Origin of the sequence: Bacillus cereus group sp. BfR-BA-01311 (assembly GCF_022664295.1) — a bacterium.
Lineage (GTDB): Bacteria > Bacillota > Bacilli > Bacillales > Bacillaceae_G > Bacillus_A > Bacillus_A cereus.
In genome coordinates, this window is the sequence record NZ_JAKUHC010000002.1 from 397,564 (window position 1) to 412,375 (window position 14,812).

Sequence of the window (14,812 nt, forward strand, 5' to 3'; positions counted from 1 at the left end):
TTATAAAATTCTCTAATCCTTCAAGAAGTTATACAAAAAAGGTAGATAATAATTTATCTACCTTTTTTGTATATATTATTTAACATTACAACTGTATTGCTTGTTATATGCAATTAAGACTAAAGAGCTTTAATAATACGTTCCATCGCCTTCATTTGCCCAATATGATCAGCTTCATGATAAAGCATCATACCGTAAAGCTCCCCTACTGTTTCCAATCCTAGGAATGGCTCTGGCAGTTTATTTTCAAATGCTTCTGCTGGAATTTCGTTAATACGTTTTGCTTGTTCTTTTAATTGAGCCGTTAACACTTCTAACGATGGTCCTTCTGTCGTCCATTTAGATGGTCTTGATCCATATCCAAACATACCTGGATATTCAGTTGGCAATTGTTTAAATTCTCTTCCGAACATGAAAGTCTCTGCTGCTGTTAACACGTGACCGATATGCCAACGAATTGTATTGTTAAAACCCTCTGGCTGCGTATCCACAGTTTTATCATCTAACGTTTCCATAAATTTAAGTAACGCCCCGCGCGTTATTTCAAATTGTTTTAAACCCACTAGTCTATTCATTTTATCGTTCCCCTTCTTGATGTACAATTTATTATGAACTAAGAATGTTCAACTTATTAAAGTTTCACCTTGTTTAATCTATCAGAAACAAATAAGAAATACATCTAATATGCTTATTAAAAATAATAAAAAGGTTCACTCCTCGTAAATATAGAATTACTTACTATGTTAATAAAAGAGGAGTGTACTTGCATGTTACATATTTTAAAACAACAATATAATCTTATTAGCTCTACAAGAGAAACTCTATTTTCGTTTTTGGAAGAAATCCCAGTAGAAAAATTACATAGCACAGTTTCTAATTTCGGAAGCGGTAGCATTATAAAGACTCATATTCATGTAGCCGATTGCTATCGATACTGGCTTGGATCATTCGCATTCAAGCAAAAAAGAGCAGATTTTTCATTTGCTAGCGATTACGAAATTGAGCATGCAAATGTGGAAAAAGTTCGCGCTAGATTTAAGTTAGTAGATGAGACTGTACAACGTTTTTTAGATGAATACAATGACCGTTGGCTCGAAAATATAGCAAATGAAGTGAAATGGCAAAAAGAACCTTGGAGCACAACTCCGCTATGGCTTTTAACTCATACGGAGACGCATGAATTTCACCATAAAGGACAAATTGTATCTATGGCTCGTCACCTTGGATATACTCCTCCTAATACAGACCTTAGTTAATACATTCGTGTTCATTTAAAAGCGGAATGAGCAGCAAGAATAATAGTATGATCAAAAAACTCGTTGATACATTTTGTTGTGTATAAAACATTTATTATTTGTTTTAGGTATACCATGCCATTATAAAATTCATGTAACATCGAATTAAGATTCATATTTTTTATGTAACTCATTGAAGAAAGTTAAGTATTTATACATTCAATTACTAACTAAAGGAGAAAATTATAATGAGATTAGAGAGCGAGAGAATTTATTTAAGGCCTCTTTGTCAGCTAGATGCTCCTATTATATTACAAAGTACAATGGATGATGAAATAAGATATATGACTGGAACTAAGTCCTCTTTTTCATTGGAGCAAATTACGAAACATATAGATCATATAAATAATGATTCAAGTCGCTATGATTTCGCTATTTGTTTACAAAGTACTGACAAGATGATTGGAGAGTTGTCGATTTTAGATATCGATGAGGAGAACAAAAGAGCAGGATTCAGAATATCAATGCTTTCAATAGCATTAACAGGACAAGGCTATGGAACGGAAGCTATTAAAATAGTTTTAAGATTTGTTTTTGAACAACTATCATTAAATCGTTTACAGTTAGAAGTATTTAGCCATAATTTACGCGGAATTAAAGCTTATAAAAAAGTTGGTTTTGTAAAAGAAGGAACCTTACGTCAATCTTTATTTTATAACGATACATACTCAGATGAAATTATTATGGCCATACTTAAAAGCGATTATATAGAGAGACCTTTGTAAATGGATGCAGTTAATCTATTAAACAAATTTAAAGAACCTTACCACAATAAAATGCAGTAAGGCTCTTTCATTTTTATATCAAATAACAGCTCTTAAAACATGTATAATCGTATTAATACCAAATAGTCTCCGCATAATTATATGCATCACTATTCGGAATTGCATGTTTCCCTTGTGCTTGTGCCTTTCTTGGATCTAAATCATATACCATTGGTGTATAGCATGATGTTTGCCCTTTATTTACAACACCATTTCCTCCAGCACTTCCGCAAGTGTATGCCTTTCCATCTGTTTTTCTAACAATCCTTGCATCAGCTTCATTATTATAAACTGCCAGGCGAGTTACAGTAACTTTTGCCCACGCTGTTTTACACTTCGTGCTAAATTTTAATTCTACATAAGAATTTGAATCAATCCACTTCTTTTCTTTCGTTACTGCGGATTGATCACAGCTGTTATAGTAAGGACTTTTCCCATCATATGAATGATCTTCTGCGTATACTTTATCGCTATTAGTCGTGCTAAACATACTAGTTACAATGAGTAAAGATAGCAATAAACATGCACTCGTCTTTTTTAAAAGTTTCATATCATTTCACTCCTTTCTTAATAACGTGCTGTTTTTCCGTAACCGTTATTAAACGTAACCGCTTCAGCATCTGCTGTGTATCCAAAATCTGCAGTTAAATCAAATACCATTCCTGTATACGTGCTCGTTTGACCTGTTTTTATTGTGCCGTTCCCCTGATTAGAAGTGACTGATTTTTGGAATACACCATTTTTATATTTATTCACAACAGCGTACGCATACACTCCTCCAGAAACAGCTGGTGCTGGTTGATCTAATACAAACTTAGCCCATGCTGCATGACATCTATTGCTATAACGTAAATACACTGTCCCAACCTTTTTACTCCCTTCATACACCGCTGTAGACTTTGCATTAAATCCATCTGCATCACATGTTGTACTGCCTCCGTATACTTTCGTTGTTGCTGGATTTTTTCCGTCATAATAACTACTCAGATCGGTAGCTGCAAATGTGCTTCCTTGAAAAGTAAATAATACCCCTACACTCGCTACACTTAACACACATACTTTCATTAACTTTTTAAACATTTTAAATCTCCTCCCTCAAAATAAGTACATATAATAAAGACAATATCCCCCTATGTACGCCCCTCCTTTCATGCTTCCTAGAGGCATCTTACAGAAACGAAAAAATGTTGTAAATTCCCTTACGTTTATTGGAATATACAAAGAAATTTACTTATCCTTTTAAGAAAAAAAGTTGAGAAATACACATTTTATAGCATCCTTTATTTCAAACATAAAAGAACCGATACTTGTTACATGCAAGCATCGGTTCTTTATACAAAATTGCTATTTTTTCTTTTATAGAAAACAAATATTTCTCCACTTAATCCGTTGTAAAAAACTCTCTTGTTACATCAATAAATTGCTGCAGTGGCACTGTCATCCATTTGTCTTTATGCCAAGCGATTTGCGTATAAATCGGAGGAATTGTTTCTTTTAAAACTAACTCCTTTATCGTCCCTTCTCGCATATCTTTTTCTACTACTATGGTTGGTAACACAGCAACACCTAAATCTGCAATGACGCATTGTTTAATTGCCTCGACACTAACAAACTCAATCTTATTTGCTGGATATATGTCTTTCGCACGAAATAACTCCTCAAATAAAGTCCGATATGAGCACCCTAGTTCTGTTAATAAAAGTGTTTCCTTCTCTAAATCTTTTATAGAAACGGAAGTTTGCTGGAGTAAATGATGCTCTGGAGCAGCTACTACTTTTAATTCTTCTTTCATAAGCGGCTCCACATGTAAAGCATCTTCTGTTTTACATTCATCCAAAATAAATGCAAGATCGACTTTTCCCTCCATTAATTGTTCCTTCGCATCTTTATTAGAATGTGCTGGTTTAAATATAAGTTTTATTTGAGGAAATTGTGCTTTAAATCTCTTTAATATAGATGGAAGCCTATATGTACACTGACTTTCTTGTGCACCAATCGTTAACGTACCAGCTATTTCTTCATCATCTTTCACAGCCATTTTCGCTTCGTTACTAAGTCCAATCATCTTATCAGCATATAATTGAAACTTCCTCCCTGCTTCAGTTAAGAAAAGACGTTTTCCTAATCTTTCAAATAACGGCGTACCTAGCTCAGCTTCTAACGTTTTAATTTGCGCTGTTACGCTCGATTGAGCAAAGTTTAATTTCTTCGCAGTTTGTGTAAAGTTCAAAGTATCCGCGGCTATTTTAAAGGTAATTAATTGTTTTATCTCCATTTATCATCCCTCTTTTCAATCGATATTTCCGATTGATTCCATCGAAATAATCCTCTTTGTCTATTGATATTTGTATTGTATGATAAAGAACATCTATAAACAATATAAATGGAGGTATTCCATATGAAAGCACTTTGTTTCGAAACATTCGGAGACGCTAATGTTCTACACTATAAAGAAATACACGATCCAATCATAAGTCCAAATGAAATTCTTGTCCGCACGAAAGCAATCGGATTAAACTTCGCTGATATTTATAGACGCCGCGGCGATTATCATCTTGCTGGCAATCCGCCTTATGTATTAAGTTATGAAGGAGCTGGAATTGTTGAAAAAGTAGGAGCTGACGTTACTACTATCAACCTAGGAGACCGTATTGCATTTGCGGACGTCCCATTTGCAAATGCAGAACTAGTTGCCGTTCCATCTGAAAAAGTAATCCCACTACCAGATTCTATTTCTTTTGAAACAGCCGCTTCTGTCTTATTACAAGGATTAACTGCACATTATTTAACGCACGATAGCTATCAACTAAAACAAGGTGATATAGCTTTAGTACACGCTGCAGCTGGTGGCGTCGGTCAACTTCTTATTCAAATGATTAAACTACAGGGCGGAACAGTAATTGGTCTTACATCATCAAAAGAAAAAGCAAAGATAGCTACATTAGCTGGTGCCGATCACGTATTTTTATATACCGAAGCATGGCATATGAAAGTACTTGAAATGACTAATGGAACTGGAGTAAATGTTGTGTATGAATCAGTAGGTTCTACATTAGGGGAAAGTTTTAACGCTACTAAAATTGGCGGTACTGTCGTATTTTACGGAATGGCTGGTGGTAATCCTGCGCCAGTTGATCCGCGTATGCTTATGGATACTTCAAAAACTTTAACTGGTGGAGACCTTTGGAACGTGCTTACTACTTTTGAAGAACGTAAGCAGCGCTCTACTCAATTATTCGATTGGATCACTAGTGGAAAAGTAAATATCGCGAGTCCTACTACATTCGCCTTACAAGATGGTGCTCTTGCACATAAATTATTAGAGAGCAGAAAAAGTACAGGAAAGATTTTATTAATTCCATAATCATTCCAATAAGAAAAGGAAGTTAGATTTCTCTACCTTCCTTTTCTTATTTCTATTGGAGATTTAATTATATTTCAACACTTTCTTTCCCTTTTGCAACATAACTCATATCTCCAACAGACTCGACTGTGTATGTTCCATCTTGATATACAATTTTCGTCACACTAGCATTTTCCACTCCAAGTTTTGTTTTGCTACTGTCTAACATTTCTATTAAGGTAGTAATCAAAAGCCCATGAACGACAACTAAAACGTTACCGCCACCATTTCCAGCAGCTTCTTCACTAATTTTATCTATCTCTGTTTTTATACGAGTAGAAAATAAGTCCCAATCTTCCGCCTGTTTCGTAGGATCTGCTACTCTAATAAGATTAATCACTTCTTGAATAGAAAACTTCATAAGTTCTTCTGGTGATGCAACGCCTGCAGCTTTTCCAACCACATCCCACATATTCTCAAGTTTTTCACCTTCAAAAATACCGAAATTTAATTCTCGCAAATCTTTTCTTTGCTCAAGTTTTAATTTTGATTGCTCACTATATTTTAATACTAAATTAGCAGTTTCAATTGCGCGGCCGCTATCACTACTATATGCATTCATAAAATGAATATCTTTTAATCCTGTTCCTAAATTTGTGGCAACTTCAACACCTTTTTCTACTAAAGGAGAATCTGCCCAACCTTGCGCGCGATGATTCGTATTTAATATTGTTTTACCGTGTCTTGTAACATATAACGTCACTACATTCTCATTGCTATCTGTTTCTCGCTTATTCATTTCATTCTCTCCCTTTACGTTTCTATATCAATTTTACCACCTCAATTATTCATTGAGCAAAATATACGTCAGTAGATCCGCTTAATAAAAAAAGCTATCTTTCTGTATATCCATACAAAAAGATAGCACCTTTTATGATTACATTTCTTAACCGGTACTCCTACTCAGCAAAAGCACTCGAATATTGTACAATTCCTTCTACACCTCGAAGAGCATTTTCTGTTAATCCCATTATCATAAATACCTCTTCAGGCACTTCAAACGGTGCTTTTACATTTCACTCACTTGCTTTCTTAAAACCAAATTTCGGGTAGTACTCTGGATGTCCCAATACTACAACTGATCCGTATCCAAGTTCTTTCGCTTTTTCTAATGCAGCTACAATCAGTTTTCCACCAATTCCTTTTTTCTGATGACCCCTAGCAACTGAAACTGGTGCAAGCGCTAACGATTCTACAGAAGTTCCATCTTGTTCTATTGTAATTTTCGATAACATAATGTGACCAACTATATCTTCATCTACCGCAACAATTGATAACTCTGGAACAAACGCGTCACATTCTCTAATACGTTTTACAAGTTCATGTTCTGTTTTATCACTAAATTCTTCCTTTAAAAATGCTTCTTTTACGACTTCTTCTGTTTTTCTATAATCATTTTTTTGTTCTTGTCTAATCGTTACCATTTTAACTTATCCTCTATTCTTTCTTATTTCTTTTTGAATTTTACGCAGTGCTTTTTTCGATCCGCGCTCAATATCGTGTTGCATTTTTCTTTCTTTATAATCAACAAATAGTGTATTTAAATCGTATCCTTCTGGATATAACTCCTTCGCTGCTACTTCTAAAGTAATACGTTTTACATTTACTTCAACGAATTCACCGTTATAATATACAACAACGTTATAAAAATTATCTTTTTCCTTATAGATGATACCAAAATCATCATGATCCAATAAATTAACACGATCGCCTATTTTGTACTCATAATGAGATTCTCTTTTTTCTTGTACGAATTTCGGTTTTCTAATTTTACTTTCATTCACTTTTTCTAAAGCGTACTCTTTATTTCCCATGTACTCTTTCGCCCTTTTCAGTACATGTTCTTTTACGTTCATTTTATTCGCAATCCAAAGTGCATTACTTTCTCCTGATTTTCCGATAACTAATTTATAAAGCGGCTCTAACGTTTCACTATTAAACTGCATCGCTGCATTCATAAAGTCATCATGCATTTCTGAGAATCGTTTAATTTCTCCGTAATGCGTACTCGCAACGGTAATACATCCCGCAAAGTACAACTCTTCTAAAATAGAAATTGCAAGTGCTGCACCTTCATTTGGCTCTGTACCGCTCCCTATTTCATCAAATAAAAGTAACGTATTATTATTTGACATCCTCATAATCTCAGAAAGATTTTTCATATGAGATGAAAATGTACTTAGTGCGTTTTCGATACTTTGATTATCACCAATATCTACAAATACATTTTCAAAAATAGCGATTTCTGTCCCTTTATCTCCTGCAATATGAAGACCTGACATTGTAGCTAATGTTAACAATCCAATCGTTTTTAACACAATTGTCTTTCCGCCCGCATTCGGCCCTGTAATAATTAAACTACGATACTCTTGACCAATTTTAAAATTCAAGGGTACAACTTGCCCTGTTAAAAGTGGATGCTTACAATTCACTAAATGAATGTAGCCATGATCATTTAACTTCGGTTCTATTCCATCAATCGATTTACTAAACTTCGCTTTCGCAAATACCATATCATACTGACTAATTAGCTCCATGTTAATCTTTATACTATAAATATTTTCTAATACCATCCCTGATAAAGTCGCTAAAATTTGATATTCTTCAACCGCTTCTTCTGCTTTCAAACCTGCTAGTTCTGCATTCAATTTCGTAACCGTATGCGGTTCTATAAATACAGTAGAACCTTTTGCCGAGGCTTCAATAATACTTCCGGCAACTTGGTTTTTATAGGAAGATTTAATTGGAATCGTATAACGGTCATCCTTTTTACTAATAAAGAATTCCTGAATGAATTTCTTATTTGCACTACTATTTAAAAACTTCGTTAAACGTTCTTTTATTTTCCCATCTACAGAATCGATATTATTTCGAATTCGTTTTAACTCTTTACTTGCAGCTGCATCAATACTATTTCCTTTAATTGAAAAGTTAATTTCCTCTTCAATACTTTTATATTCAGTCATTGAATTTGCATAAGAAGCTAATACTGGTGCAAAAAATTCTTTATCTAACATAAACTTTTTAATCTTTCTACACCCACGTAAAAAGTCTGAAACACTTACTAATTCTTCTGGATCTAAAATCATCCCTTTTTCTAATTTTTGAATTGTACTAGCAATATTAGAAATGCCGAAGAAAGGAACATGCCCTTCTGCATCTAATATAGCTCGTGCTTCTGTCGTTTCATTCAACCGATTTCTCACTACTTTTATACTCGTACTCGGCTCTAATTTGTTTAATAATTCCTTACCTAATCCACTTACACAATAAGATTTCACTATATCCTTTAATTCGTTATATTGTAACTTTTCAAAAGTCATCGTATTCATTTTGTTTCTCCTCACTATGATTGATTTTTATCATAAATGAAGATACCTACTCATTAGATTCCAATGAGTCATATATAAAATTCCATAATTATACAATAAAAACATATACAAAAAAGCTGCGGGGATACCGCAGCTTTTACATTTACAAGGCATGTGTAATAACGTATGAGGAAATAAGCCATAAAAAATAGATGGCAGTCCCTTATTACACGCTTTATAAAGTATTGTAGGTATCTTCATAGGTTTTGAAATAAATGCATGACAAAATTAGGGGTATGATGTACATAAAAATCCCCTGGTCTTATCCGATTTATTTCATTAAATTTTTCCTATTTAATACCTACCGCACTCACAAAAAGCACCTCTCATTAATTTATATTATAGTCATTGAAATCTAATTTATTGAAATCATCATACTATATGTTACGTGAGAAGTAAAGGTGTCATACTTTAGTAGTACGTAACTATAAATTTCAATATTGCTTAAATTAGGTCTATATTCGCTGAAGAGAAATTATAAGAAGCGCCTCCGCTATTGCGAATGTCATTTCCTTCCCCAAATACATTTAATAATTATGACAAGCTATGATAGGAGGTTTACTATATGAATGAAGAGTATAGTATTTTACACGGACCTGCTCTGGAACCAAATTTAATCGGTCCCACACTACCATCAATTCCACCATTTACATTCCCCACCGGACCTACTGGAATCACAGGACCTACCGGCGCGACAGGTTTTACCGGAATTGGAATAACTGGTCCTACCGGAATCGGAATAACTGGTCCTACCGGGGTTACAGGTCCTACCGGAATCGGAATAACTGGTCCTACTGGGGTTACAGGTCCTACCGGAATCGGAATAACTGGTCCTACCGGGGTTACAGGTCCTACCGGAATCGGAATAACTGGTCCTACCGGGGTTACAGGTCCTACCGGAATCGGAATAACTGGTCCTACTGGCGCAACCGGTTTAGGGATTCTTCCCATATTTGGAACAATAACTTCTGAAGTAGGAATCGGTTTTTCAGCAGTAGTTAATACAAATATTAATTTTACCATTCCAGGACCTGCTAGTGGAACTACCCTAAATCCATTAAATAATTCTATTACAATTGATACCACTGGCGTGTACTCTGTATCCTTTTCAATTGTATTTGTAATACAAGCTATATCGTCTAGTATATTAAATCTTACAATAAACGATTCCATTCAATTCGCAATTGAAACGCGAGTTGGTGGTGCTTCTGGGGTGAGAGCTACATCCGCCAGAACTGATTTACTACCTTTAAATCAAGGGGATGTTCTTCGAGTACGAATAAGAGAAGCCACGGGTGACATTATATATTCCAATGCCTCTCTTGTTGTTATAAAGGTCGACTAGCTCTTTTATTACAATAAAGATTTATGAAAAATAAAGTGAAACTTTAATAAGCCCTCACCAATCGGGCTTCCCACAAATAGCGGGATAAATATGCACAATATAAAAAGAAGAGGAAAACTTATATTTCAGTCTACCTCTTCTTTTTCATCACCAAATTATTGTTGAACATATATGGAAACTGATCCTCCACTTACTTGGAACTGCCCCCATCCGTCCTTATTAATTGTTACAGTATTTGTTTGATTACCCGTAATATCGTACCATACTTCCCCTGCGTTATTCTTTCCAACATCCATCCACTTCGCCCCTCCTGGTCCATCAGAGATTAATGTTGCTAAACCAGAATTAGCATGTACACTATCACCTTCTCTTGTCCAGCCAATCACATCTGGATGATCAAAATAATCACGTTGCGTACCATATGCAAAGTTTTTTCGTGCCGTCAAAATCGGATCAATTTTGTCCTTTAACGCTGGAATTTCATAGTTACTATTTCCTTTTGTACCATAGTAATCACCATAGAAAACAGAAGGATATCCCTCTGCACGCGTTAAAATAAATGCATATGCCAACGGTTTGAACCAAGGGCTCACTACAGATTCCAATGACTGACCAGGCTGTGAATCATGATTTTCAACTAGAGTAACCGCAAGTGTAGGATGATTCGCAACTACCGTTCCTTTTAAAATATTTCTCATATCATAATTCCCATTTCCTGTTGAAGCATAGTGAAAATTATAATGAAGTGGTGCATCGAACACAGATTGATTATAATTGACCTTCGCTAAATAATTATTTAAAGTCTGGATATCATTTTGCCAATATTCAGCTACTGTAAACATTTCTTTCCCCGTTTGCTGTCTAACGTGATTTACCCAATCGCGCAAATATTCATGATCAATATGTTTAACAGCATCTAAACGAAAACCATCTAAATTTAATTCATTCGCATACCACGTTCCCCATTTTTTCATTTCATTCGCAACATCTGGATGATCAAAATCAAGATCCGCATACATCAAATAATCATAATTCCCATTCTCGCTAGACACTTCCCAGTCCCATGCTTTACCTATGCCCCTAAATTTATAAATTCGGTTTAATTTCCTTCCTTCATCCCAATCCGTTCCATCAAAATGATACCATTTCCATTTGAAATTAGAATAAGAATCTCCACGTCCTGGAAAGTTAAATCCCGTCCACGCACTAATTTCATAATCACCTGATACTTCATTATTTCGATTGTTCGGGTCTACCTCAACTGCTGTTACAGTTTCTGTATAATCAGCCCCACCTTTATGATTCATAACTACATCACCGTATACATCGATGTTTTTCTTATGTAAAGCGTCAATTGCAGATTTCAATTGTGCTTTCGTCCCATATTTCGTCCGCACTGTGCCCTTTTGATTGAATTCCCCCAGATCATATAAATCATATGCTCCATATCCTACGTCATTTTGCGTAGTTCCTTTATATGCAGGTGGTATCCAAACAGATGTAATTCCTTTTTCCGCTAAATTTTCAACATCAGTACGCAAACGATTCCAATGATTCCCATCATTCGGAGCATACCACTCAAAATATTGCATTAACGTTCCATTGTTAACTGTGTCTGCATATGCCTTACTCCCCTCATATATACTAGGTAAAAACATAACAACTGACAATCCGACTATTGTTATTCTTTTAAACATCTGTACACCATCCCCTTCCAAGAAAGCGTTTGCATAGTTTATCAGAATTATTATAATATTCGTCCCACCGTTAGTAAAGTAGCAATCTCTCACTCTCCCATATTATTTTTAATCTAATTTCAAATATTCAACGTAGTTTTAATTTCACATCCTATTCAAGATTGTTTACAATTTACCTATAAAAGCATAACGGAGGGATTTCGATGACAGACTTTCAAAAACAATTTTTCGCACGATTACATATAGAAGAAAAAGACACAGTTTCATTTGAAGATTTATCTAACATTATGTACGCAATGGCACAAACTGTTCCTTTTGAAAACTTAAATATTCTCGAAAAGAATTTTAAAGAAATATCAAAAGAAAATTTGAAAGAGAAAATTTTAGTAAATAACCGTGGCGGTCTTTGTTATGAACTCAATCCTTCTATATATTACTTCCTGAAAGATTCTGGATTCGATGTTCATCTCGTTTCAGGAACAGTTTATAACGCTGCAAACTCCATATGGGCTGTTGATTCTGGCCATATCGCAACCGTTTTAACACATCATAATGAACTTTATTTAATTGAAGTAGGATTCGGATCATACTTACCTCTTGCCCCTGTCCCTTTCTCAGGTGAAGTCATTCACTCTGTTACAGGAGATTATCGTATTCGTAAAGAAATGACCGAAAAGGGAAACTACATTTTAGAGATGCGAAAAAACAATGAGTTCTTGGATCAATCTTCTGCTGATGATTGGACGTTAGGATATGCATTTTATATAGAAGAAGTGGATGAAGAAAAAGCAAATACAGCACAAAAAATTATCGTTGAACATGAAGGGTCACCCTTTAATAAACTACCTCTTATTGTAAAACTAACTGAAGATGGGCATGCCTCTTTAACGAAAGATAGTCTTACAGTAGCGAAAAATGGTAAAAAAACGAAAGAAACCGTTACAGACATGCAATTTACAAACCTTTTACATTCAAAATTCGGAATTACACTATAAGTATGTAAGCCTTGTTATTTTAGCAAGGCTTTTCAATTTTCAGCAGGGATTTTTTGCAATTTGTTGTATTTCATAGTTATATAGAAATATAACTACATGTTTAGAAAGGAAATGATTATGACAGAACTTAAAGATCGATTACAAGTAGCTGATATAGAAAAATGGGATTTAACAGACATTTACCATACAATTGAAGATTGGGAAAGTGATTTTCATAAAATTGAAGTATTAACGAAGGAATTACACGAGTTTAATGGCAATATTCACGATGGCAATAGTTTATTAGCTTATTTAACGAAGAGTGAAGAAATTTCTAGCATAATATCTTTAATGTTCGCTTATGCACGATTACAATCTGACCTTGATACACGCGATACTGACGCGCAATCTCTTGTCGATAAAGTATCACAATTACACGTAAAAGTAAGTGCAGCTAAATCTTTCTTTTCCCCCTTCTTACTTAGCATAGACGAAAGCACATTACATTCTTACATAGAAGAAACAGAAGGGTTACAATATTATAAAGAAGACTTGTTTGAATTATACCGTTATAAAAAACACGTATTGAATAAGGACCAAGAAGAAATTTTATCACAGATGGGTGAAGCTCTTTCTTCTCCACAGCACACATTTGGTATGTTAAATAATGCAGATATATTATTTGGTGAAGTGACGACTGACGATGGAGAAAAAGTGAACTTAACACGCGGAATGTATGCAAAGTTAATAGAAGATACGAATCGTGAAAAGCGTAAAGAAGCTTATAAAGCATATTACAAACCATATGTTCAGTTAAAGAATTCCATCGCATCTACTTTATCCGCTGCTATTAAAAATAATGTTACCGTTTCGAAGCTAAGAAACTATCCATCAGCGCTAGAGAAATCATTATTTGGCGATATGGTTCCGAAAGAAGTATATGAAAACCTTATTGATACAACGAAAAAAAACATTCAAACATTACATACATACAATGAAATTCGAAAAGAAAAATTAAACGTAGATGAACTAAGACAATACGACTTAGGCGTCGATTTAGTAGAAGGTGCAAAACAAGACATCCCATATAGTGAAGCATTTGACATTATGATTGCATCACTAGCTCCTTTAGGAGAAGAATATATTGAGACATTAAAAAGTTTTAAAGATAAACGATATATAGACGTAAGAGAAACACCAGGAAAACGTTCTGGTGCTTATAACTTTGGTGTATATGGTGTTCATCCTTTCATTCTTTTAAATCATCACGATGATTTAAATAGCCTGTTCACTCTTACTCATGAATGCGGGCACGGTATGCATACGCACTATTCACATGGATACCAACCAAGAATTTCTGCACATTATTCTATCTTTGTGGCAGAAGTCGCTTCTACAGTAAATGAAGTGTTATTAATTCACTATTTATTAAAAGAAGCAAAAGAAACGAACGTGCGTAACTATTTAGTTAACCATTTTATTGAAAAATTCAAAGGTACTTTCTTTACACAAATTATGTTTGCAGAATTTGAAAAAATCACACATGAAATGGCGGAACAAGGTAAACCATTAAATGCACAAGTATTCAGTGAAATTTATGAAAAACTATTTAAAGAATATAACGGTGATTCACTTGTATTTGATGAAGAAGTAAAATACGGATGGGCTAGAATCCCTCATTTCTACCGCCCGTTTTACGTATACAAATATGCAACTGGATTCGCATCTGCCATTCAAATCGCTGATAAACTATTAAGCGGTGATCCGAATGCTCAGAAAAATTATATTGAATTCCTTAAAGGTGGAAGTTCAGACTACCCATTAAACTTATTGAAAAAAGCTGGCGTCGATTTAACAACGCCAGAACCGATTGAAAGTGCATTGAAACAATTCACTCAACTTGTTGAGGAGTTTTCAACATTATAAAAAGCATGCAGAGTATATGCTCTGCATGCTTTTTATT

The 14,812-nt window shown here is 34.5% G+C and carries 13 protein-coding genes and 1 pseudogene; 6 read left to right on the plus strand and 8 right to left on the minus strand.

From position 1 onward, the window contains the following. Positions 1–119: 119 nt before the first annotated feature. Positions 120–575: a DinB family protein gene (locus MR136_RS07195; RefSeq protein WP_001081123.1), complete on the minus strand. Its 456-nt coding sequence runs from the start codon at positions 573–575 to the stop codon at positions 120–122. Positions 576–767: 192 nt separating this feature from the next. Here MR136_RS07195 and MR136_RS07200 point away from each other — a divergent pair, with 192 nt between their 5' ends. Both MR136_RS07200 and MR136_RS07205 read left to right on the plus strand, forming a co-directional pair. Beyond that, complete coding sequence (locus tag MR136_RS07200) at positions 768–1,256, plus strand: DinB family protein (protein ID WP_061457534.1); 489 nt, start codon at positions 768–770, stop codon at positions 1,254–1,256. Positions 1,257–1,483: 227 nt separating this feature from the next. Continuing rightward, positions 1,484–2,020 (plus strand): GNAT family N-acetyltransferase, encoded by a 537-nt coding sequence (locus tag MR136_RS07205; protein WP_017673077.1) that lies wholly within the window; start codon positions 1,484–1,486, stop codon positions 2,018–2,020. A 112-nt stretch (positions 2,021–2,132) separates the two neighbouring features. Here the strand turns inward: MR136_RS07205 and MR136_RS07210 are convergent, their stop codons facing one another. The 3 genes from MR136_RS07210 to MR136_RS07220 all read right to left on the minus strand — a co-directional run bounded on the left by MR136_RS07210 (position 2,133) and on the right by MR136_RS07220 (position 4,334). Then, positions 2,133–2,609: a DUF2690 domain-containing protein gene (locus MR136_RS07210; protein WP_061457535.1), complete on the minus strand. Its 477-nt coding sequence runs from the start codon at positions 2,607–2,609 to the stop codon at positions 2,133–2,135. Positions 2,610–2,626: 17 nt separating this feature from the next. Continuing rightward, on the minus strand, positions 2,627–3,139 hold the full coding sequence (locus MR136_RS07215; RefSeq protein ID WP_000473760.1) for a YjfA family protein: 513 nt from the start codon (positions 3,137–3,139) through the stop codon (positions 2,627–2,629). A 301-nt stretch (positions 3,140–3,440) separates the two neighbouring features. Further along, positions 3,441–4,334: a LysR family transcriptional regulator gene (locus MR136_RS07220; RefSeq protein ID WP_017673075.1), complete on the minus strand. Its 894-nt coding sequence runs from the start codon at positions 4,332–4,334 to the stop codon at positions 3,441–3,443. A gap of 123 nt (positions 4,335–4,457) precedes the next feature. Between MR136_RS07220 and MR136_RS07225 the strand changes: the two genes are divergently transcribed. Further along, the gene (locus tag MR136_RS07225) at positions 4,458–5,423 is read left to right on the plus strand and encodes a quinone oxidoreductase family protein (protein ID WP_242259297.1); all 966 of its coding nucleotides are present in this window, start codon (positions 4,458–4,460) and stop codon (positions 5,421–5,423) included. A gap of 67 nt (positions 5,424–5,490) precedes the next feature. Here MR136_RS07225 and MR136_RS07230 read toward each other — a convergent pair whose 3' ends face one another. From MR136_RS07230 to MR136_RS07240, 3 genes and pseudogenes are all read right to left on the minus strand, one after another. Beyond that, a complete protein-coding gene (locus tag MR136_RS07230) occupies positions 5,491–6,201 on the minus strand; it encodes a histidine phosphatase family protein (RefSeq protein ID WP_016123107.1) in 711 nt (236 codons plus the stop codon). 160 nt (positions 6,202–6,361) lie between these two features. Further along, positions 6,362–6,886 (minus strand): annotated as a pseudogene (locus tag MR136_RS07235) (GNAT family N-acetyltransferase). A 6-nt stretch (positions 6,887–6,892) separates the two neighbouring features. Continuing rightward, positions 6,893–8,794, minus strand: a complete 1,902-nt coding sequence (locus MR136_RS07240; RefSeq protein WP_001095187.1) for an endonuclease MutS2 — start codon at positions 8,792–8,794, stop codon at positions 6,893–6,895. Positions 8,795–9,398: 604 nt separating this feature from the next. Here MR136_RS07240 and MR136_RS07245 point away from each other — a divergent pair. Next, a complete protein-coding gene (locus tag MR136_RS07245) occupies positions 9,399–10,178 on the plus strand; it encodes an exosporium leader peptide-containing protein (RefSeq protein WP_061457537.1) in 780 nt (259 codons plus the stop codon). A 155-nt stretch (positions 10,179–10,333) separates the two neighbouring features. Here the strand turns inward: MR136_RS07245 and amyS are convergent, their stop codons facing one another. Beyond that, positions 10,334–11,875: an alpha-amylase gene (gene amyS, locus MR136_RS07250; RefSeq protein ID WP_017673131.1), complete on the minus strand. Its 1,542-nt coding sequence runs from the start codon at positions 11,873–11,875 to the stop codon at positions 10,334–10,336. A 203-nt stretch (positions 11,876–12,078) separates the two neighbouring features. On the opposite strand from amyS, the gene MR136_RS07255 reads away from it, so the two are divergent. Continuing rightward, positions 12,079–12,870 carry an arylamine N-acetyltransferase family protein gene (locus MR136_RS07255; protein ID WP_061457538.1) on the plus strand — a complete coding sequence of 264 codons (792 nt, stop codon included), beginning with the start codon at positions 12,079–12,081 and terminating at the stop codon, positions 12,868–12,870. Between the two features lie 117 nt (positions 12,871–12,987). Continuing rightward, positions 12,988–14,775 (plus strand): oligoendopeptidase F, encoded by a 1,788-nt coding sequence (gene pepF / locus MR136_RS07260; RefSeq protein WP_061457539.1) that lies wholly within the window; start codon positions 12,988–12,990, stop codon positions 14,773–14,775. The last annotated feature ends 37 nt before the right edge of the window (positions 14,776–14,812 follow it).